The organism is Pseudomonas sp. W3I7 (assembly GCF_030816095.1).
Classification (GTDB): domain Bacteria; phylum Pseudomonadota; class Gammaproteobacteria; order Pseudomonadales; family Pseudomonadaceae; genus Aquipseudomonas; species Aquipseudomonas salomonii.
Window position 1 is genome coordinate 3,468,568 of record NZ_JAUSXP010000001.1, and the last position, 24,358, is coordinate 3,492,925.

Annotated in this window: 1 protein-coding gene and 1 pseudogene; both read right to left on the reverse strand. The window is 65.4% G+C overall.

The window, feature by feature from the left end; all coding sequences use genetic code 11:
• Nucleotides 1-11,341 (reverse strand): annotated as a pseudogene (locus QF043_RS16115) (amino acid adenylation domain-containing protein).
• A complete protein-coding gene (locus tag QF043_RS16120) occupies nt 11,338-24,243 on the reverse strand; it encodes a non-ribosomal peptide synthetase (RefSeq protein WP_307419319.1) in 12,906 nt (4,301 codons plus the stop codon). Before QF043_RS16120 ends, QF043_RS16115 begins: the two are co-directional and overlap by 4 nt.
• Nucleotides 24,244-24,358 lie beyond the last annotated feature (115 nt).

A 24,358-nucleotide genomic window follows, 5' to 3' on the forward strand; every position in this document is an offset into this window, starting at 1 on the left:
TCACGACACCACCTCCCCAACCACCACCCCTTCCAGCCACCACCGCGCCAACCCCAAAACATTCGGCGTCTTAAGCAACGTAAAGTGATTCCCCACGCCATACCAAACCTGCAACCCGTTCCCCTGGCGCCGCCACCCTTCCACCATCAACCCCTGCTCACGCTGATTACCCGCCGCATCCAACGCCGGATCCTGCGCCAGCACCAAGCGCACCACCCCGTTGAACCGCTGCGTTGGCCGATACACCGTGCGCAACGCCGCCGCATAAGTACGCGCCGGCCCTGCCATGGCATCCACACTGGCACGCCCCGGCAACAACCCCACGCTCACCATCCCCGCATGCAGCCATTGCTGCTGCGCCACCTCATCGCGCCCGGCAAAATCCACCCGGTCAATGCCCAGCGACTTGCCCGCCGACAACTGCATGGCCTCGATCAAGCGCAACAGCGCTGCCGTGGTCGAATACGGCTTGCCCGCACCACCCGGCGATTCACTGTCGATCACCGTCAACGACGCCACCTCGCGGCCCATCGCCTGCAAGCGCAGCGCCATCTCCAGCGCGACCCAGCCACCAAATGAATGCCCGACCAGATGCACCGGCCCACGCGGGCACTCCTGCGCCAGCGCCGCCAGGTAACACTGCGCCGCCGCTTCCACTTGGCTATGGGGCACCGCCTCGCCATCCAGCCCGCGCGGCTGCAAGCCGAACAGCGGCCAGTCCCGCCCGAGTGCCTCACTCAACCCGACAAACCCGGTGACACTGTCCCCCGCTCCCGGCACGCAGAACACCGGCGCAAACCCCGCACGCCCACTCTGAATGCGCAGCACCGGTTGATGCAGCGCTTGCGTCACCGGCGCACTCACGGCCAGGGCCTGCGCCATCGCCGCGCCCAAGCCTTGAATATGCGGCGCCTGCATCATGCTCTGGTGATCGCCCGGCACTTCGACCCGGCGCAATTGCCCAGGCGCCAAGGCGTCTTCCCAACCCAGCGATTCACTGCGCCGCGACAGCTCGGTCGGCCGTTCGCGGGCACTGAACAGATGCACCGGCACCGGCAGCGGGAACAGGCTGTAGTGCGCCAGCGCATGCCCGTGGCCGACTTCCCGCTCGATAAAGCTCAAGAGGTCCGCGTCCGTAGCCGCTGCCATTTGCGCGTATAGCAGACCTTGATCGCGACAGCGTTGCAGCAGACCCGCAAAGTCCAGCTGTCCAATGCCCGCCTCAAGCTGTTCAAGGCTCGCCAGTTCATCCACACCTCCCTGTGCTTTCCAATACGCCGTGCACTGCAACAGCAAATGCCGTTTAAGGGCATCCGGCCCACTCCAGCGCGCCTTGCCCTGATCGGTCATGCGCGGCACATAGCTGTCGATCAAACCAAGAAACGCCACCGGCTCATCCAGCCCCAGCAATTGCATCGCCACTTCATAGGCCAGCACGCCGCCAAACGACCAGCCCGCCACGCGGTAAGGCCCGTGCGGCTGAACCTGGCGGATCAGGCCGACCATGCGCGCCGCCAAGCCTTCCATGGTGTTCAGGTGCGCCTCGCCCAGTGCCGCGCCCGGCAGGCCATAGATCGGATAGTCACCGGGCAAGTGCTGGCCCAACGCCGGGAAATACACGTCCATGCCGCTGAACTCGTGCACCAGGAACAACGGCGGCTGCGCGCCGCTGCTGCGCACGGTAATCAGCGAGGTGTCGCGCACCGGCTCGCCAGTACGCTGACGCAGCATCGCCGCCACCGAGGCCACGCTGACGTGCTGGAACAGCTCGGCCAGCGACACCTGCAACCCCGCCGCTTCCATCAGGTTGACCAGTCGAATCGCCAGCAACGAGTGGCCGCCCAGTTCAAAGAAACTGTCATGTCGACCCACTTGCTCAAGTTTCAACACCTCGGCCCACAGGCCTGCAAGTGACTGCTCCAAGGCATCGGCCGGCGCCTCGAAGTCACGGCTGAGCAAGGCCTCCAATGCCGGAACCGGCAAGGCTTTGCGATCGATCTTGCCATTGGCCGTCAGCAGCAACTGCGCCAGCGGCACATAGGCCGACGGCAGCATGTAGTCCGGCAATTGGCCGTGCAGGTGCGCACGCACACTGTCGACGTCGCCAGGCGCGCCAGCCCAGGTGAAATACGCCACCAGGCGCTTGTCACCCGGCACGTCTTCACGGGCCAGCACCACCACGTCCTGGATACTCGCGAAGGTCGCCAGGCGTGCTTCAATTTCGCCCAGTTCAATGCGGAAACCGCGGATCTTCACTTGGTCGTCGTTACGCCCGATGCACTCCAGCAAACCGTCCGCCGTCCAGCGGCCAAGGTCGCCGGTGCGGTACATCAAGGCGCCTGGGTTGAACGGGTCGTCGACAAACTTTTCGGCGGTCAGCTCCGGCCGGTTCAAATAACCCTTGGCCACGCCGTCGCCACCGATGCAGATTTCGCCCGTCACGCCCACCGGCAGCGGCTGCAAGTACGCATCCAGCACGTGGGTTTGCGTGTTGGAAATCGGTCGACCCACTGGCACGCTGTCAGCGTCGGCAGCAATCGCCTGCACCTCGTAAGTGCTGGCGTAGGTGGTGGTTTCGGTCGGCCCGTAGCAATGCACCAGGCGCAAACCCGGCGCCTGCGCCAGCAGGCGGCGAAACGCCGCCGGGTCGGCACGCTCGCCGCCGCAGAGCAACATGCGCAAGCCGGCCAGGGCCTCGGGGATCATCTGCACGTACTGATTGAACAACGCGGTGGTCACGAACAACACGGTCGCACCGTGCAGCGAACGGCCGAATGCAACCGGGTCGAGCAAGGTGCAATGGTCGACCACCTGCACCTGGCCGCCGTTGAGCAGCGCGCCCCACACGTCCATGGTGCTGGCGTCGAACGCCGGGTTGGAGGCAAACACCACGCGGTCGGCGGCGTTGAAGTCGGCGTAACCGTTGTTGAGCACCAGCCGCGTGATGCCGCGATGGGGCACCAATACGCCCTTCGGCGTCCCCGTGGAGCCGGAGGTGTACATGATGTACGCCACGCTGTCCGAGGACTGCGACAGGTCGGGGTTGTGGCTCGGTTGCGGGTCCAGGTTCAGGGTGTCCAGGTTCAGGGTATGCAGGTCCAGGCACCGCGCCGGGTGCTCCAGCGCCGCGTCGCTGCGGGTCAACAGCCAGCGCGCACCGCTGTCCTGCAACATAAAGCCCTGGCGCTCGGCGGGGGCATTGATGTCCAGCGGTACATAGGCCGCCGCGCACTTGAGGATCGCCAGTTGGCTGACCAGCAGGTCCAGGGAGCGCGGCAGCAGGATCGCGACGTTATCGGCCGGGCGCACGCCCAGGCTCATCAGGTGATGGGCCAAGCAGTTGGCGCGGGTGTTGAGTTCGCCATAGCTCAGCACCGCGTCAGCGTGCAACGCCGCTATCGCGTCAGGCCGTGCCTGGGCCTGGGCTTCAAACAAGCGCTGCACCGTGTGCTCGCGGGGGAAGGTGCGCGCCGTGGCATTGAAATCCGCCAGCTGTTGGCGCTCGGCTGTCGGCAGGATCGGCAGACCGCTGATGGCCGTCTCGCTGTGCTGCTCCAGCGCACCAACCAGTTGTTCCAGTGCGATAGTCAGGTAATCACACAAACGCCGGGCGCCCTGCCCCATGGCGGTCAGGCTGAAACCCTCGCCAAGGTCATCGACACTCACCGACACCCCGTAATTGGTCTGCTCCTCGGCGCCGAGCAGCGCAATCCCCTGCCATGCCTCGGCCACGCCACCCGTGTGCAGCGCGCTGTGGCGGTAGTTGAACAGCACGCTGAACAACGGCGTCCCCACTGGCACGCCGCTGCAACGCTGGGCCAACGCGAGCGGCGCGTGTTCATGGCTGAGCAATTGGGTCAGGCGCGCGTGGGTGGCGCGCAGTGCAGCGCGTACCGAGTGTTCGCCCAAGTCGACGCGCAGCGGCAAGGTGTTGATAAACACGCCCATGGCCCGCTCGGCGCCTTCGCCGCCTTGCAGGCGCCCGAGCATGACAGTGCCGAACACCACCTGTTCGCGGCCGCTGACCTTGCCCAGCACCTGCGCCCAGGCCAGGTGCATCAGGCTGGCGGCACTCACGCCTGCCTGGCGGGCCTGGGTACGCAGGCGCTGACTCAACTGAGGGTCGACGGCCAGATGCGCGTGTTCATCGACGCCCAGGTAGTGGACGTCGGTTGGTTCTTCGACTTCACCGAGCATTTCGCGGAAGAAAACCTCGTGATCTTCAACGCCCAGGCGGGTCTGGGCCACATAGTTGCGATACGGCACGGCCGCGCCCAGGGTGTGCTGAGTGCCCAGCAGAAACGCCTGCATTTCATGCTGCAGGATGTCCAGCGCGATGTGGTCCATCACCAAATGATGGAACAGCAACGTGGCCACCACGCGCTGCGGTTCCTCGGTATAGATCAGGCGCATCAACGGCGCTTGCGAAAGATCCAGGCGTTGTGGCACAGCACCGGTTTCAATGCTTAACGAGGCCTCACGCCACACCACCTGCACCGGTTCTTCCAGGCCCTCCCAATGGAAGGAGGAACGCAGGATGTCATGCCGCTGGATCACCGCCTGCAATGCCTGGGCAAAGGCGTCCAGGCGCAGACGGTTGTCGAAGGCAAACTGCGCCCGCAACAGGTAGGCATCGCCTTCAAGCACCGCCCGATGGTGATACAAGATGCCGGCCTGCAACGGCGCCAACGGGTAGATATCCTGCACATTTGCGGTACCGCCGGGGATGCACGCAACGATGCGGTCGATGGCAGCCTGGTCCATCTGGACCAAGGGCAGCATAGCCGGGGTGATCCGGGTGCAGCCTTCGACAATGCCATTGGCCGGCACCACCACTTCACGCCCACCGCCCAGCGCCGCCGCCAAGGCCGAGAGCGTCGGCTGGCCGAACAGCACCTTCACATCCGCCGACAAGCCCAGGCGAAGCATGCGCCCCATCAAACTGACGGCCAGCAGCGAATGCCCGCCCAATTCGAAGAAGTCGTCGTGACGGCCCACGCGCTCAACATCGAGCAGTTCGGCCCACAGGCTGGCCAAGGCGATTTCGGTATCGCCCTGGGGCGCCTCATACTCTCGCACCGCCACCGAGTCCAGGCCCGGCGCCGGCAGCGCCTTGCGGTCGAGCTTGCCGTTGGGGCTGAGCGGCAACGCCTGCAGATGCACGAACATCGCCGGCACCATGAACTCCGGCAGATGCCGCAGCAGGTGGCCGCGCAGCGCGTCGATGTCGCTCGGCGTGCCGGTGTAGTACGCCACCAGCCGCTCTTCACGGGCGACCACGGCGGCTTCGTTGACCTGCGGATGCTCGAGCAGCCGCGCCTGGATTTCACCCAGTTCGATGCGCAAACCACGGATCTTCACCTGGTCATCATTGCGCCCCAGGTACTCGATATTGCCGTCCGGCAAGTAACGCCCGACATCACCGGTGCGGTACATGCGCCCCGGCATGAACGGGTCGTCAAGGAAACGCTCGGCAGTCAGCTCCGGCCGGTTCAGATAGCCGCGCGCCACTTGTACGCCCGCGATAAACAACTCGCCCACCACGCCCAGCGGCACCAGCTGCAATTGGCTGTCGAGCAGGTACATGCGCGTGTTGGCGATGGGCTTGCCGATCGGCGTGTTGTCCGGGGTCACCGGGCCTGCACAGTTCCAGGCGGTGACGTCGACGGCCGCTTCGGTCGGCCCGTACAGGTTATGCAACTCGCTGCCCGGCAGTTGCTGCTTGAAGCGCCGCACCAGGCTGCCCGGCAAGGCTTCGCCGCTGCACATCACCCGCACCAGCCCGGCAGCCTGGCGGATATCGCCATGGGCCAGGAACACATCGAGCATCGACGGCACAAAGTGCAAGGTGGTGATCTGTTCGGCCTCGATCACTTCGCACAGGTATTCGGGCTCTTTGTGCCCGCCGGGGCGCGCCATCACCAGACGCGCGCCGGTAAACAGTGGCCAGAAGAATTCCCACACGGAGACGTCAAAGCTGAACGGGGTTTTCTGCAGCACCGAATCCTGTGCCGTGAGGCCGTATTCGTCCTGCATCCACAGCAGGCGGTTGACCACCCCGGCGTGGTCGTTGATCACGCCTTTGGGCTGGCCGGTGGAGCCGGAGGTGTAGATCACATAGGCGCTCACGCCCTGTGCATGAGGGTTGCCTGCGGGCAGATGCTGCCAGGTCGGCTGGTCCAGATCGACTATCTCCACCTCACCGAGCAACCCACGTGTTGCGCCTTGGGCCAGCACCACCCGCGGCGCACTGTCTTGCAGCATGTAGGCCAGGCGCTCCTGCGGATAGGCCGGGTCCAGCGGCACATATGCAGCGCCGGCCTTGAGGATCGCATACAGGCCAACGACCATTGAAAGGCCGCGCTCCACACAGATCGCCACCCGCGAACCCGGCTGTACGCCCAGCGCCAGCAAGTGATGGGGCCAGCTGATTAGCCTGCGCATTCAGTTCGGCGTAGGTCAGTTGCTGTTCGCCCGCCTTCACTGCAATCGCGTTCGGCGTGCGCGTCACCTGCGCTTCAAACATCCCGTGCAGGGTCTGGTCGAGGTTGTAGGCCACTGCGGTGGCGTTGAAATCGACCAGCAGGTGCTGACGCTCACGCTCATCCACCAACGGCGCATGTTCCAGCACCGCCTGGTCGTTATCGACCATGGCCTGCAAGGTGCGGATGAAATAACCGGCATAACGCTGCACGGTCGACTGATCAAACAGCGCCACGGCAAATTCCAGTGCGCCGAGAATGCTGCCCTGCACTTCACTCAGGTTCAGCGACAGGTCGAACTTGGCAAAGTGGCTGTTCTCGACGATGCCTTCCAGGGCCAGGTCGCCCAAGGCCAGGGTCGGCGCGCTGCTGTCCTGCCAGCTCAGCAGGGTCTGGAACACTGGGCTGTGGGCCAGGCTGCGCACCGGCCGGGTGATTTCCACCACCTGCTCGAACGGCAAGTCCTGATGCGCCTGGGCCGCCAGCGTCAGCGCCTTGACCCGCGCCAGCAAGGCCTCGGTGCTCAGCTCGCCCGAGGTGTCGATGCGCACCGCCAGGGTGTTGACGAACAGGCCGATCAGCCCTTCCACCTCGCTGCGGGTGCGGTTGGCCACCGGCGTGCCGATTACCAGGTCCTGTTGCCCGGACAGCCGTGCCAGCAGTGAGGCCCAGGCCGTCATCAAGGTCATGTACAGCGTGGTGCCATGGCGTTGGCTCAAGGCCTTGAGCCCGGCGGTCAGGCGTTCGTCCAGGCGCACTTCGACGCTGCTGCCGGCGTAGTCCTGCTGCACCGGGCGTGGGCGGTCGGTGGGCAGCGTGAGCAAGGCCGGCGCACCGGCCAGTGCCTGTTGCCAATAGGTGCTTTGGCGCTGCAGCACTTCGCCGCTCAGCCACAACCGCTGCCACACGGCGAAGTCGCCGTACTGGATCGGCAGGCTTGGCAACGGGTCAGGCATGCCGTGGCTGAAAGCTTGATACAGCGCCATCAGCTCGCGGGTGAGCACGCCCATCGACCAGCCATCGGAAACGATATGGTGCAAGGTCAACAGCAGCACATGGTGATCGTCGGCCATCACCACCAGACGCCCGCGCAGCAGAGGGCCGCGCTCCAGATCGAACGGCGCCGAGGCTTCGCCCTGAATCAAGGCATCCAGCGCCTGCTGCGGTTGCGGGTGGCGGCGCAAATCCTGCACTTGCAGGGGCAGCCTGTCTTCGGCCGCTACGATCAGCACCTGGGCTTCATCGCCCTGTTGGGCAAAGCGGCTGCGCAGGGTTTCGTGGCGCGCAACAATGCGCGCCAAAGCGCGTTGCAGCGCCTCGACATGCAACTGGCCACGCAGGCGCAGGCCGATGGGGATGTTGTAGGCGGTGTTGGCGCCTTCCATCAGCGCCAGGAACCACAGGCGCTGCTGGGCAAACGACAGCGGCACGTGTTCATCACGATTGGCCGGCAGGATATCCGGCAAGGTGCTGCGTGCCGACTTCGCCAGCACTTCAGCGACTGCCGCCAGCTCGGCATTGGCAAACAAGTCGCCCAGCACCAGTTCCACCCCCAGGCGCTGGCGCACTTGCGACACCATGCGCATCGCCAGCAACGAGTGCCCGCCCAGCTCGAAGAAATGGTCGTGGCGCCCGACACGCTGCACCTGCAGCACATCGGCCCAGATCTGCGCGAGCACGCTTTCGATCTCGCCCTCGGGCGCGGCGTATTCGCGGGTAAACACCGCGGCCATGTCCGGCGCCGGCAAAGCCTTGCGGTCAAGCTTGCCGTTGGCCGTGAGTGGCAACGCCTCGAGCTTCACATAGGCGACCGGGACCATGTAGTCCGGCAGATGCGCGACCAGGTGGGCACGGATATCACCCACCGCCAACGGGTCGAGTTGCGAACTCTCGGTGAAATAGGCGACCAGCCGTTCCTCGCGCACCAGCACCACCGCTTCCTGAATCCCGAGCAGTTGGCCGAGCTGGGTTTCAATCTCGCCCAGCTCGATGCGCATGCCCCGGATCTTCACCTGATCATCGTTGCGGCCCAGGTATTCAAGCGTACCGTCCGGCAACCAGCGCGCCAGGTCGCCGGTGCGGTACATGCGCCCCGGGTTGAACGGGTCTTGCAGGAAGCGCTCGGCGGTCAGCTCCGGGCGGTTGAGGTAACCACGCGCCACGCCCTTGCCGCCCACGTACAGCTCACCGGCGACACCCAATGGCACCGGCCGCTGGTGTTCATCGAGCAGGTACACCGTGGCATTGGCCACCGGTTTGCCGATATGCAACGGCTGGCCCGCCTCGACCTTGCCGGAGGTGGCGACCACCGTGGCTTCGGTGGGGCCGTAGTTGTTGATCAGTTCAAATCGCTGGGCCCGCGCAAACTGGCGCAGGCGGTCACCGCCGATGAGCAAGGTGCGCAATGTAGGGTGTTCGATTTGCTGGCTGAACGCGTATTCGGCCACCGGCGTAGGCAGGAAGCACACGTCCAGCGGCTGCGCGCACCACCAGCTCAGCAACGCGTCGATATCTTCGGCGCCGTCCGTGACCGGCGGCAGGTGCAGGGTCGCGCCGACACACAGCGCCGGCCAGACTTCCCAGGCCATCGCATCAAAACCAAAACCGGCAACACTGGCGGTGTGGCGCCCGGCGCACAGGTCAAAGGCGCGGCAATGCCAGTCCACCAGGTTGGCCACCGTGTGGTGCTCGACCATCACCCCTTTGGGCAGGCCGGTGGAGCCGGAGGTGTAGATCACGTAAGCGAGGTTCGATGGGTTGGCGCCAGCGTTGGGATTGCTGGCTGAATGGTGCTGCCAGGTGTAGCGGTCCAGCTGGATCACCGGCACGTCCAGCACCGGCAGGCGCTCGAGCAGCGCCTGCTGGGTCAGCACTGCCACCGGGGCGCTGTCGCTCAGCAGGTAGCTCAGGCGCTCGGCCGGGTGCGACGGGTCGACCGGCACGTAGCAGGCACCGGCCTTGAGGATGGCCAGTAACCCGGCCAGGGTGTCCAGGCCACGCCGCGCGACGATGGCCACGCGGTCGTCGGGTTTGACCCCCAGCGCCAACAGGTGATGGGCCAGCAGGTTGGCTTGCTGGTTGAGTTCGGCGTAGGTCAGTTGGCGGCCCTGCTGCACGGCGGCGATCGCGTCCGGCGTGAGCGCGGCCTGGGCTTCGACGCGGCTGTGCAAGGTGCTGCCGTGAGGGAAATCGGCCTGGGTGGCGTTGAACTGTTCCAGCAGCAGCTGTTGCTCGGCGGCAGGCACCACCGACAGCTGATTGAGCGCGGTGTGCGGCGCTTGCTCCAGCGCCGTCACCAGGTTTTCCAGGGCGGTTTGCAGGTAGCCGCACACCCGCTGTGGGTCGACCCGCTGGCTGGCCAGCAGGCTCAGGCCAAAGTCGTCACCCAGGTCATCCACACTCAGGGTCAGCGGGTAGTTGGTGCGCTCTTCAGCGCTGAGCGCGGCGATCCCGTGCCAGGCCGACACGGCTTCGGCGCTGGCGGCCGGGGCGCTGTGGCGATAGTTGAGCAAGGCGCTGAACAGCGGCGTCGGCGCCACCACCCCGCTGCAGCGTTGGGCCAGGGCCAGCGGCGCGTGTTCATGGCGCAACAAGGTGGTGAGCCGCGCGTGAGTGGCCTTGACCCCGGCGCGCACGTCCTGCGCATCTACGTCGACGCGAAACGGCAAGGTATTGATGAAAATACCCAGCGCTCGATCCGTGGCATGGCTGCCTTGCATGCGGCCCATCAATACGGTGCCGAACACCACCTGCTCTTTACCGGCCAGCACAGCCAGCACCTGCGCCCAGCCCATATGGAACAGGCTGGCGGCACTCACCCCCAATTGCCGGGCTTGCGCACGCAACCGCTGGCTGAGTGCTGCGGGCAGAGGCAGGCTGACTTCGCTGATGCCACGGGCATCGCCCTGCACGTCCTGCAAGCCGTACGGCAAGGTCGGTTCGCTGATGTCGCCGAGCATCTGGCGGAAGAAACCTTCGTGTTCCGGCTCACTGATGCCCAGGCGTGCCTGCGCCACATAGTTGCGAAACGGCACGGCCTGGCCAAGCGCCGCGCCCTGGCCCAGCAGGCACGCCTGCATTTCATGGCACACCACGTCGAGGGCGCTGTGGTCGAGGGCCATATGGTGGAACAGCAAGGTGGCGACAATGCGCTGGTTCAGCGGGTCGTCGGCCCGCACCAGGCGCAGCAGCGGCGCCCGGGTCACGTCGAGACGATAATGGCGAGCGTCGAACAGCCCATGCAGTTGGGCGGCGATATCGCCGTCGGCCAGGTTCAATTGCAGCGCCTGTACCGGCAGGCGTGCCTGGCGCCACACCACTTGCGAGGGTTGTTGCAAACCGTCCCAGACCACGCCGGTGCGCAGGATATCGTGGCGGTCCATTACGCTTTGCAAGGCCTGGGCGAAGGCCTCGAAACGCTCCAGGCTGTCGAACGCAAACTGCGACTGCATCACATAGGGGTCGCCCTGTTCGGCGCTGACGTGGTGGAACAGAATGCCTTCCTGCAACGGCGCCAGCGGGTAAATGTCCTGGATATTCGCCACACCGCCATCGACCGTGGCCACGATGCGCTCGATCTCGTCCTGGCTCAACGTCGACAGGGTCAGCATGGCCGGGGTGATGTGCTCGGCACCAGGCGGGATGCCATTGGCCGGCACCTGCACTTCACCGGCCTTGGAGGCCGAGTATTCACCGGCCTTGATCAATTCGATCAAGGCGCCTTTGTGCTCACGCAACGCCGCCAGGATCAAAGGGTCGCTCAGCGCTTGTTTGTTGCCTTGCACCGACAACTGCTCGCCCTTGAGCGCCAGTTGCACGTCCTTGGTTTTCAGCGTGGTCAATAACTCAAAAATGCTCACAGGACGATCTCCATTCGTTCGGTAATGGCGGCGTAGCCGGCCAGGCTCGGCTGTTCGAACAGCGCCCGCACATCGGCTTCCAGGCCTTCCTGGCGCAGGCGTCCGATCAAGCTCACGGCCAGCAGCGAGTGCCCGCCCAGCTCAAAGAAGTTGTCATGGCGCCCAACGCGCTCAACGTTAAGCAGCTCGGCCCACAGCGCTGCCATGAGAGTTTCGGTGTCGCCTTCGGGCGCCGCGTATTCGCGCACACTCAGTGCGTCCATGCCCGGCACCGGCAGCGCCTTGCGGTCGAGCTTGCCGTTGGGGCTCAGTGGCAGTGCGTCGAGGTGCACAAATACCGCGGGCACCATAAAGTCCGGCAAGTGCTGCAACAGGTGGGCGCGCAAGCGGTCGATGTCGATGTGTGCGCCGGTGTAGTACGCCACCAGGCGCTCTTCACGGGCGACCACGGCGGCCTCGTTGACCTGAGGATGCTCCAGCAAGCGCGCCTGGATTTCGCCCAGCTCGATGCGCAGGCCACGGATCTTGACCTGATCATCGTTGCGCCCCAGGTACTCGATATTGCCGTCGGGCAGGTAACGGCCGACGTCGCCGGTGCGGTACAGGCGCCCGTCGGTGAACGGGTCCTTGAGGAAGCGTTCGGCGGTCAGTTCCGGGCGGTTCAGATACCCGCGCGCCACTTGCACGCCGCCGAGGAACAACTCCCCCACTACACCCAATGGCACCGGCTGCAACTGAGCGTCCAGCACGTACATGCGTGTATTGGCAATCGGCTTGCCGATCGGTGTGTTGTCCGGCACATCGGGCCGCGCGCAGTTCCACGCGGTAACGTCGACCGCCGCTTCCGTCGGGCCATACAGGTTGTACAGGCCAACCCCCGGCAGTTGCGCCTTGAAGCGCCGCACCAGGCTGCCCGGCAAGGCTTCGCCGCTGCACATCACCCGCGCCAGCCCTATGGCCTGGCTGACATCGCCATGGGCCAGGAATACGTCGAGCATCGACGGCACAAAGTGCAAGGTGGTGATCTGCTCGGCCTCGATTACCTCGCACAGGTACGCCGGCTCTTTATGCCCGCCGGGGCGCGCCATCACCAGCCGTGCGCCGGTAAACAGCGGCCAGAAGAATTCCCACACCGACACGTCGAAGCTGAACGGGGTTTTCTGCAACACCGCGTCATGGGCCTTGAGGCCATAGGCGTCCTGCATCCACAGCAAGCGGTTGACCACGCCGGCGTGTTCGTTGATCACGCCTTTGGGCTGGCCGGTGGAGCCGGAGGTGTAGATCACATAGGCCTGGTGCCGGGCGGTCAGGCCTGGCACCTGCGGGTTGCTCGCGCTCTGCTGTTGCCAAGTGACGTGATCCAGGTCCAGCACCGGCACCTCGCCCAACAACTGGCGGGTCGCGCCTTGCGCCAACACCACCACCGGCGCGCTGTCTTGCAGCATGTAAGCGATGCGTTCGAGGGGATACGCCGGGTCCAGCGGCACATAACCGCCGCCGGCCTTGAGGATCGCAAACAGGCCGACCACCATGTCCAGCCCACGCTCGACGCAGATACCCACGCGCGAATCCGGCCGTACGCCGAGTTGGCGCAAGTGATGGGCCAGGCGGTTGGCGCGCTCGTTGAGTGCCCGGTAGGTCAACTGCTGGTCACCGGCCTTGACCGCCAGCGCATGCGGCGTGCGTTCAACCTGGGCCTCGAACAGGCCGTGCAGGGTCTGGTCGAGGTTGTAATCGACGTCGGTGGCGTTGAACGCTACCAGCAGTTTATGGCGTTCCTCGGCGCCCAGGATCGGCAGGCAATTGAGCGCCTGATGCGGCGCCTGTTCCAAAGCCTGAACCAGCCCGGCCAAGGCGTTCTGCAGGTAACCACACACCCGTTGCGCGTCAACCTGCGCCAGGGCAGTGATATCGTAACCATCGCCCAAGTCATCCACGTTGAGGGTCAACGGGTAGTTGGTGCGGCCATCGTTGGCCAGCGTCTGCATGCCTTTCCAGGCGTGTTGCGCCTCGGCAGAGCGCGTCGCGGCGCCGCGATGGCGATAGTTGAGCATCGAGCTGAACAACGGCGCCGGGGCCGCCACCCCACTGCAACGCTGGGTCAGGGCCAGGGACGCGTGTTCATGGCCGAGCAACGCAGTGAGCCGCGTGTGGGTGGCACGCACGGCATCGCGTGCGCCTTGCGCGTCGATATCCAGGCGCAGCGGCAAGGTATTGATAAACACCCCAAGGGCGCGGTCGGCGCCCTCGCCGCCTTGCAGACGGCCGACCAGCACGGTGCCGAACACCACACTGTGGCGCCCCGAAGTGGCCGCCAGCACTTGGCCCCAGGCCAGGTGGAACAGGCTCGCCGTGCTCACACCGAGCAAACGCGCCTGGGCCCGCAGGCGGCGGTTAAGGTCGCTGTCCAGGTGCAGGCTGTATTCCTCAATCGCGCTGCCGTCGCCGCGCACGTCCTGCAAGCCGAACGGCAAGGTCGGCTCATCGACAGCGGCGAGCATCTCGCGAAAGAACGCCTCGTGCTCCTGCTCACTGACGCCCAATCGCGCCTGGGCCACGTAGTTGCGATACGGCATCGGCGCCGCCGTCGGGGCGGCGTGCCCCAGCAAGTGCCCTTGCATCTCACGCAGCACCACGTCGAACGCGGTGTGGTCCAGTGCAATATGGTGATAGAGCAACACCACCACCACGCGCTGGTTGGCCGGGTCCCTGGCGTACTTGAGGCAGATCAGCGGCGCCTGGCTGATGTCCAGGCGATAACGCCGCGCATCAAAACGCTCATGCAGGCCGGCGAGCACATCACCCTGCAATTGCGCCTCTTCAAGCGGCAATTGAGCCTGGCGCCACACCACTTGCAGCGGTTGCCCGAGGCCTTCCCAGACCACACCCGTGCGCAGGATGTCGTGGCGGTTGATCACCTGTTGCAGCGCCTGGGCGAAGGCCTGCAGGCGCTCGAAGCTGTCGAAGGCCAGGTGCGATTGCAGCAGGTACGGGTCGCCCTGCTCGGCGGTGAGGTAGTGGTAAAGAATGCCCTCCTGCAACGGCGCCAGCGGGTAGATATCCTGCACATTGGCGGCGCCGCCGGGGATGCGGCTGACGACTTGATCGAGGGTTGACTGGTCGATATCAACCAAGGGCAGCATGTCAGCGGTGATGCGCAGGCAATCCGCTGCGATCCGGTTGGCCGGCACCTGCACTTCACGGCCACTGCCCACGGCAGCCGCCAGCGCGGCCAGGGTTGGCTGGCTGAACAACACACGGACATCCGCGCTGAGGTCCGCTTGACGCATGCGTTCGATCAGGCTCACGGCCAGCAACGAATGGCCACCGAGTTCGAAGAAGTGATCATGACGGCCGACCTGTTCGACCTGCAACACCTCGGCCCAGATCCGCGCCAGAGTGGTTTCCACTGCGCCCTGGGGCGCTTCGTAGTCGCGGGAGAGCAATGCCGCCTGATCAGGTTCCGGCAAGGCCTTGCGATCCACTTTGCCGTTGGCGGTCAGGGGTAACGCGTCGAGCCTCACGTAAGCGACGGGCACCAGCGCATCGGGCAGTTGCGCCTGCAATTGCACGCGCAGGGTTTCGATCGCCAGCGGGTGGTGCTCAGTGAACCAGGCAATCAGGCGCCCTTCGCGCACCAGCACCACCGCTTCAGCGACACCTTCCACTGCGGCCAGGCGGCTCTCGATCTCGCCCAGCTCCACGCGCACGCCACGCACCTTGACCTGATCATCGTTACGGCCCAGGTACTCGATATTACCGTCGGGCAACCAACGCGCCAGGTCGCCGGTGCGGTACATGCGCCCTGGGTTGAACGGGTCTTGCAGGAAGCGTTCGGCGGTCAGGTCCGCACGGTTCAGGTAACCGCGCGCCACGCCGCTGCCGCCCACGTACAGCTCACCGGCCACGCCCACCGGCACCGGGCGCAGCTGTGCATCGAGCAAGTAGGTGCTGGCATTCGCCACCGGCCGGCCGATGTGCAGCGCCTGCCCAGCGCGGACACGGCCGGAGGTGGCAACCACCGTGGCCTCGGTCGGCCCGTAGTTGTTGATCAGCGCAAAACGCCGCTCCTGGGTGAACTGGCGCAGACGGTCGCCGCCAATCAGCAGGATGCGCAACGTCGGGTGGTGCAGGTGCTGGCTGAAGGCGTATTCGGCCACTGGCGTGGGCAAGAAACTGACATCCAGCGGCTGCGCCAGCCACCAGGCGAGCAGTTCGTCGATGTTTTCATTGCCCACCGTGGCAGGCGGCAAGTGCAGGGTCGCACCGGCACACAGCGCCGGCCAGACTTCCCAGGCCATGGCATCAAAGCCAAAACCGGCGACACTGCTGGTATGGCTGCGCGCGTCCAGGCCGAAGGCTTCGCAGTGCCAGTGCACCAGGTTTTCCACGTTGCGGTGTTCCACCATCACGCCTTTGGGTTGGCCGGTGGAGCCGGAGGTGTAGATGACGTAGGCCAGGTGCGCCGGGGTCAGCGCTGCGAGCTGGGGATTGCTGACGGCGTGGTGCTGCCAGCTTTCGCCCAGCAGGTCCACCGTGGCAGACGTGCCCAGCAACGCTTGAGTACTGGACTCGGCCAGCACGGCCACCGGCGCGCTGTCCTGCAACAGATACGCAATGCGCTCGGCAGGGTAAGCCGGGTCGACTGGCACATAACCGGCGCCGGCCTTGAGAATGCCCAGCAGCCCGATCAGCATCTGCGGGCCACGACGGCAACAGATCGCTACGCGGTCGTCCGGCTGTACGCCGAGGGTGAGCAGGTGATGGGCCAGTCGGTTGGCGCGCTGATTAAGCTGCTGGTAGGTCAGCGACAGCGCGCCCTGCTGCAGCGCAATCGCGTGGGGCTGGCGCTCGACCTGGGCTTCAAAGGCACCGTGCAGGGTGTGCCCGGTGGGGAAATCCGCAGCCGTTGCGTTGAATTCGCGCAGCAGGGTGTCGCGTTCGGCCGAGGGCAGTATCGGCAGGCGGTTGAGCGCGGTATCGGCGGCGTTTTCCAAGGCCTCGACCAGTTGCTCCACGGCGTTATGCATATAGCCGCACAGGCGCTGGGCGCCGATCTGCGGCAGCGCCAGCACACTGAGGCCAAAGCCTGCGCCAAAATCATCCACGCTCAAGGTCAGCGGGTAGTTGCTGCGCTCTTCACCGCCCAGCAGTTGCACGCCTTCCCAGATACCGTGGCCATCGCGGGCCATTTCGTCGGGGCGGCTGTGGCGGAAATTGAGCAAGGCGCTGAACAGCGGCACGCTGGTCGGCACGCCGCTGCAACGCTGGGCCAGCGCCAGGGACGCGTGTTCGTGCCCCAGCAAGGCGCTCAACCGTGAATGGGTGGCCTTGACCGCCACGGCGGCACCCGCCGCGACATTCACCCGCAGCGGCAAGGTGTTGATAAACATGCCCAGCGCCCGGTCGGCGCCCTCACCCGCTTGCATACGGCCCATCAATACAGTGCCGAACACCACATCATCGCGCCCGGACACCAGCCCCAGCACCTGCGCCCAGGCCAGGTGCATCAGGCTCGCCGCACTCACGCCCAGTTGCCGCGCCTGCTCACGCACGCGCATGGCCAGCGCCGCGTCCAGGTGTTGCTCGGCCTCTTCGATATCGCGGCCATCGCCCTGCACGTCCTGCACGCCGAACGGCAAGGTCGGCTCGTCCACGTCGGCGAGCATCGCGCTGAAGAACTGCTCGTGCTCGGCCACGCTCACGCCCAGGCGTGCCTGGGCCACATAGTTGCGAAACGGCGCCGCCACGGGCAGCGCGTCCGCCTGGTTGAACAGGAACGCCCGCATCTCCTGGCCCACCACTTCCATGGCCGTGTGGTCCAGCGCCAAATGGTGGAACAGCAGGATAGCCGCGACTCGGTTATTCGCCGGGTCCTGGGCGTAAACCATGCGCAGCAGCGGCGCCTGGGTAATGTCCAGGCGGTAATGACGGGCATCAAAACGTGCATGCAACTGCTCGATGATGCCGCCCTCGGCCGGGTCCAGGATCACCTCCTGCACACTCAGTTGCGCGTCGCGCCAGACCACTTGCACCGGGCTGTCCAAGCCTTCCCAGACCACGCCGGTGCGCAGGATGTCATGCCGCGCCACCACCTGTTGCAGCGCGCCCATAAAGCCGTGCAAACGCGCCAGGCTGTCGAACGCCATGCGCGATTGCAGCAAATACGGGTCGCCCTGTTCGGCGCTGATATGGTGATAGAGAATGCCTTCCTGCAACGGCGCCAGAGGGTAGATATCCTGCACATTGGCCGCACCACCGGGCACATGGGCGACGATGCGCTCGATGGCCGTTTGGTCAAGCTGCACCAGGGTCAGCATCGACGGCGTGATCTGCGTGCTGCCCGGCGCAATGCCATTAGCCGGCACCACAATTTCACGCCCACTGCCGACTGCCGCCGCGAGTGCCGCCAGGCTTGGCTGGCTGAACAGCACGCGTACATCCGCGCTCAGGCCGACCTGACGCATGCGCTCGATCAGGCTGACCGCCAGCAACGAATGCCCGCCCAATTCAAAGAAATGATCATGGCGCCCGACGCGTTCGAGCTTGAGCACGTCCTGCCAGATCTGCGCCAGCAGGGTTTCCACTTCACCTTCCGGGGCTTCGTAGCCACGGCTGAGCAGCGCACTTTGATCCGGGGCCGGCAGGCCTTTGCGGTCCAGCTTGCCATTGGCGGTAAGCGGCAACAGCTCCAGCCACACATAGGCCGACGGCACCATGTAATCCGGCAACTGGCCTTGCAGATGGGCGCGCAGGGCTTCGATCGGCAAGGGTGCCGTGGCGGTGTAGTACGCCACCAGGCGTTTGTCGCCGGGCTCGTCTTCGCGGGCCAGTACCACTGCGTCGCGCACGCCCGGGAAGGCCGCCAGGCAGGTTTCGATTTCGCCGGGCTCGATGCGGAAACCACGGATCTTCACCTGCAAGTCATTGCGCCCCTGGTACAGCAAGGTGCCGTCGGCCTGCCAACTGGCGAGGTCGCCGGTGCGGTACAACAGGCCTTCGCCGAACGGGTTGGGAATGAATTTTTCGGCCGTCAGTTGCGGCTGGTTCAAGTAACCCTTGGCCACGCCTGCACCGCCGATGTACAGCTCGCCGACCACACCCAGCGGCAGCGGCTGCTGGCGCGCATCCAGCACATAGGCCTGGGCATTCGCGATGGGCCGGCCGATCGGCACGGCGCCCGCGCCCGGTGTGGTGATCTCGAACGTGGTCGAGAAGGTGGTGGCTTCGGTCGGCCCGTAGCCGTTCAACAGGTGTTGCGGCTTGCCGTGCTTGAGCACGCGGCCGATCACCAGCGGGTCGAGCACGTCGCCGCCGACGATCAGGTAGCGCAACTGGCGCAGCACCGGCAGCAAGGCGTCGGCGTATTGATGAAACAAGCCCGCCGTCATCCACAACACACTGACGGCCTGTGCCTGCAACAGCTCGGCAAAAGCGCCCTGGGACAGCAGCACCGCGTGTTCGACCACCACCACGCAACCGCCATTGAGCAACGGTGCCCACACATCCAGGGTGCTGGCGTCGAACGCCGGGTTGGAGGCAAAGGCCACGCGCTCGCGCTCGTTGAAGTCGGCATACCCGTTGTTGAGCACCAGGCGCGAGACAGCGCGGTGCGGCACTTGCACACCTTTGGGCGCGCCGGTGGAGCCGGAGGTGTACATGATGTACGCCACTTCGTCCGCAGTCTGCGCAAGCTCCGGGTTGCGCGGCGACAGGCTGTCCAGGTTGAGGTCGGCCAGGGTATGGAGCACATGCCGCGCCCCGCTGTCCTGCACCATAAAGGCCTGGCGCTCGAGCGGCGCGTTGACGTCCAGCGGCACATACACCGCCGCGCACTTGAGGATCGCCAGCTGGCTCACCAGTAGCTCCAGAGAGCGCGGCAGCGCAATCGCCACGCTGTCACCCGGTTGTACGCCCTGGTTGATCAGGTGATGGGCCAGGCGGTTGGCGCGGCGGTTGAAGTCGCGGTAGCTCAAGGACAACCCGCCATGTACCGCCGCCACCGCTTCGGGACGCGCCAGTGCCTGAGCTTCGAACAGCTGGTGCACCGTGAGCTGCGACGGGTATTGGCGGGCGGTGGCGTTGAACTCGACCAACAGCTGGTGGCGCTCGGCCGCCGGCAAAATCGACACCGCCTGCAACGCGGTAGTCGGCGCTTGTTGCAGCGCAGTCACCAGGTGGCTGAGCGCGGTGAGCATATAGTCGCCCACGCGCTGCACATCCACGCTGGCCACGCCTTGTACGGTCAGCGCAAAACCTGTGCCGAGGTCATCGACGTTGAGCACCAAGGGGTAGTTGCTGCGTTCCTGGGAACTGAGAATCTCGATACCGTGCGCGGCAAACGGGCTGTCTCCCGGTGCTTCGTCTGGGGCACTGTGACGATAGTTGAGCAAGGTGCTGAACAGCGGCAACGAACCCGGCACACCGCTGCAACGCTGGGCCAGGGACAGCGAGGCGTGCTCGTGCCCAAGCAACTGCGCCAGGCGCGCATGGGTGGCGCGCACGCCGGCCTGCACGCTGGTGGCGCCCAGGCTGACGCGCAGCGGCAAGGTGTTGATGAACATGCCCAGCGCCCGGTCAGCGCCCTCGCCGCCTTGCATGCGCCCCAGCAGCACGGTGCCGAACACCACCTCCTGCTGGCCGGAGACCTGGGCCAGCACCTGCGCCCAGGCCAGGTGCACCAGGCTGGCGCTGCTGACGCCCAGTTGCCGCGCTTGCTCGCGCAGGCCTTGGCCGAGTGCCGGGGCCAGCGGCAAATGCGCCTCAACGATGCCACTGCCGTCGCCATTCACATCCTGCAAACCGAACGCCAGCGTGGGTTCGTCGATATCGCCGAGCATGTCGCTGAAGAAGGCTTCGTGTTGCGCCTGGGTCACGCCCAGACGCGCCTGGGCCACGTAATTGCGGTATTGCACCGCCGGCGGCAGCTGTGCGCTGTGGCCGGCCAGGCTGGCGCTCATCTCTTCCACCAACACCTGCAGGGCGGTGTGGTCGAGCAGGATATGGTGCAGCAGCAGGATGCCGACGAAACCATCCTGTTGTTGCGCGTAACCGAAATGCATCAGCGACGCACGGCTCAGGTCGAGGCGAAAATGGCGTGGGTCAAAGCGTTGCTGCAACTGTGCCAGCGCATCATCAGCCGGCACGTCGAGGCGCTCAACCTGCAGCTGCGCCTTGCGCAACACCACTTGCACCGGCTCATCCAGGCCTTCCCACAGAATACCGGTGCGCAGGATGTCGTTGCGCTCGATCACGCTGTGCAAGGCGCGGGTAAACGCGTCCACCGCGGCTTGGTCGGCAAAACTCAATTGCACCTGCAACACGTAGGGGTCGCCCTCGGTGGTTGCCAGATGGTGATACAGAATGCCGGCCTGCAACGGCGCCAGGCCGTAGATATCCTGCAGGTTGGCGATGCCACCGGGCACGTGCTGGAGGATGTGGTCGATGGCCGCCTGGTCCAGTGTCACCAGTGGCAGCATGTCGGGGCTGATGTGTGCGCTGCTCGCCGTGATCACATTCGCCGGCACCTGCACTTCCTGCTGCCCGCCCACTGCCGCAGCGAGTGCGCGCAAAGTGGGTTGGCCGAACAGCACGCGCACGTCGCAGCTCAACTCCACTTGGCGCATGCGTTCGATCAGCTTGACCGCCAGCAGCGAGTGGCCGCCCAGCTCGAAGAAGTTGTCGTCGCGCCCCACCTTGTCGAGCTTCAACAGCGACTGCCAGATACCGGCGAGGGTGCTTTCCACAGCGCCTTGCGGAGCGGCGTAGTCTCGCCGCGCCAAGGCGTCGGCATCCGGCGCGGGCAAGGCTTTGCGGTCGAGCTTGCCGTTGGTGGTCAGCGGGAATTGGTCCAGCCGCACGAAGGCGCTGGGCACCATGTATTCGGCCAGGCTCAGCAGCAGATGGTCACGCAGTTCGGCGGCGCCGAGTTCGCGCTCGGCGATCACGTAGGCCACCAGGCGTTTGTCACCGGGTTCGTCTTCACGGGCGATAACCACCGCGTCGCGCACGCCGTCGGCGCTGGCCAGCGTGGCTTCGATTTCGCCTAACTCAATGCGGAAACCACGGATCTTCACCTGGTCATCGTTACGGCCCAGGTAGTCGACGCTGCCATCGGCCAGCAGGCGGCCGAGGTCACCGGTTTTGTACATGCGCAGACCGGTGGCCGGGTCGGCCAGGAAACGTTCGGCATTCAGTTCGTCTCGGTTGAGGTAACCGCGCGCCACACCCGCGCCGCCGACATACAACTCGCCGACCACACCGATCGGCAGCGGCTCACGACGCGCATCCAGCACATACAACTGCAGGTCGGGAATGCGCACGCCAATCGGGCTGACGCCGACCAACTGCGCATCGGCCGCTTCCAGGGCGCGGTAGGTCACGTGCACGGTGGTTTCGGTGATGCCATACATGTTGACCAATTGGGTGCCGGCGTTGATGGCGCGGGCGTACCACGGCTTGAGCATGCCCGGCTCCAGGGCTTCACCGCCGAAAATCACCTGGCGCAGGGAATGCGCCTGGGCGCTCTGGGCCGCGATCAACTGGCGAAACGCACTGGGCGTCTGGTTGAGGATGCTCACACCCGCGTCGCAGATCAGCGCGTAGCACTCATCCGGCGAGCGGCTGACCAGTTGCGGCACGATCAGCAACTGGCCGCCGTGCATCAGTGCGCCCCAGATTTCCCAGACCGAGAAGTCGAACGCGAAGGAATGGAACAGCGCCCACACATCGTTGGCGTTAAAGCCAAACCAATGCTCGGTGGCGGTGAACAGCCGCGCCACCTGGCGGTGTTCGATCATTACACCCTTGGGCAGGCCAGTGGAGCCGGAGGTGTAGATCACATAGGCGAGGTGGGCCGGGCTGAGCGCAACGCGCGGGTTGACGATGGATTCTGCGCGCAGGCTGTTGAGGTCGATGCGGGTCAAATCACCGACCAGATGCTGCGTGTCGGCTTGCACCAACACCGCCACTGGCGCGCTATCGGCCAGGGTATAGGCGATGCGCTCCAGCGGGTAAGCCGGGTCGATGGGCACATAACCGGCGCCGGCCTTGAGGATGCCGAGCAGGCCGATGATCATGTCCGGCCCGCGCTCCACACAGATGGCCACGCGATCATCGGGACGAATGCCCTGGGCCAGCAGGCGGTGGGCGACCTGGTTGGCGCGTTCGTTGAGTTGGCGGTAGGTGATGCGCTGGGTGTCGAAACGCAGGGCGATGGCATTGGGTTGAGCGGCGGCGTGGGCTTCGACTTGCGCGTGGATCAGGGCAGTGTCGTTGTAGTGCGCGGGGCTTTGGTTGAGGCGGTGCAGCAGATGGTGACGCTCGGTGTCAGGCAGGATATTCAGGCCGCAGAGCGGCATATCCGGTCGCTGTTCCAGGGCCTCGGCCAGGCTGTGCAGGGCCGTGTGCAGGTAGCCGGCGACGCGTTGCGCGCCGATGGACGCATCGACCATTACCGTCAGCGCAAAGTTTTCACCCAGGTCGTCGACGTTGACCGTCAACGGGTAGTTGGTGCGCTCTTCGGCGCCCAATACCTGGATGCCTTCGGCTACCTCGATCACCGCGGCCACGTCGGTGGCGGCGCTGTGCCGGTAGTTGAGCATCGCACTGAACAGCGGCGTCGGCGCCGCCACCCCGCTGCAACGCTGAGCCAGCGCCAGGGACGCGTGCTCGTGATTGAGCAAGGCGGTCAACCGCTCGTGAGTAGCCTTGACCCCGGCGCGCACGCCCTGCTCGCCCACGTCCACGCGCAACGGCAAAGTGTTGATAAACATACCCAGCGCGCGTTCACCGCCCTCGCCGGCGCCCATGCGGCCAAGCATCACGGTGCCGAACACCACGGCATCGCGCCCGGACACCACGCCCAGCACGCGCGCCAGGGCCAGGTGCATGATGCTTGCCACGCTGACGCCCAACGGCCGTGCCAGGCTGCGCAGGCGGCGGCTCAAGGCGCTGTCGACGGGCCCCCGTACTTCATCGATGCCGTGCCCGTCGCCTTGCACATCCTGCAGGCCGAAGGGCAAGGTCGGCGCATCGATATCCGCCAGCATGTCGCGAAAGAACGCCTCATGCGCCTGTTCGCTGACGCCATGGCGCACCTGGGCGATGTAGCTGCGAAACGCCACTGGCTCGGCCGCCCGGGCTTGCTCACCGGCCAGGTAGAGCTGGATTTCATGACGCACCACATCCAGCGCGGTGTGGTCGAGGATGGTGTGGTGGAACAACAGCATCGCCACCACGCGCTGGTTGGCCGGGTCATTGGCGTACACCAGGCGCAGCAACGGTGCCTGGCCCAGGGCCATGCGGTAGCTGCGGGCGTCATAGCGGGCGAGCAACTGGGCCAGGCGGTCGCCGTCGGCAAAATGCGCTTCTTCGCAGGCCAGGGTCGCCGTGCGCCACACCACTTGCAACGGTTCGTCCAGACGCTCCCAGGCCATGGACGTGCGCAGGATATCGTGGCGGTCGATCACCCACTGCAGCGCCTGGGCAAACGCATCCAGGCGCGCACGGCTGTCGAACACAAATTGCGCATGCAGCACGTAGGGGTCGCCCTGCTGCGCCGAAAGATGGTGGTAGAGCATGCCTTCCTGCAGCGGCGCCAGCGGGTAGATATCCTGCACATTCGCCGCGCCACCGGGGATGGTGGCGACGATACGGTCGATGGCCGGCTGATCGAGCGCGACCAGCGCCAGCATGTCCGGGGTAATGCGGTAGGCCGGGCTTAGCCAGTCACCACCGTGTTCAGCCACAAAGGCAAGCAGTTGGGGTTTGTGCGCGATCAGTTGATCCCATAGTGCGTCATCCAGGGCTTGGTCATCGCCGAGGATAATCAGGTCGCCTTCTTCCAATTGAAGACGGATCGCATGGGTGGAAATCGCTGCCAATAATTCACTGAACTGCATGGGATAACCTGCCTGATAAGTCACGGTTGAGAACGTCCGTATTCAGCTGCCGTTTGAAGCGGGTGTGCTGGGCGCCAGGAAAAAATCGCGGGCGCAGCCGGGGGCCTGGAGAGGC

Bases quoted from the DNA above. Each gene is read 5' to 3' on its own strand.
- QF043_RS16120 (WP_307419319.1), bottom strand. From the start codon at position 24,243: ATGCAGTTCAGTGAATTATTGGCAGCGATTTCCACCCATGCGATCCGT.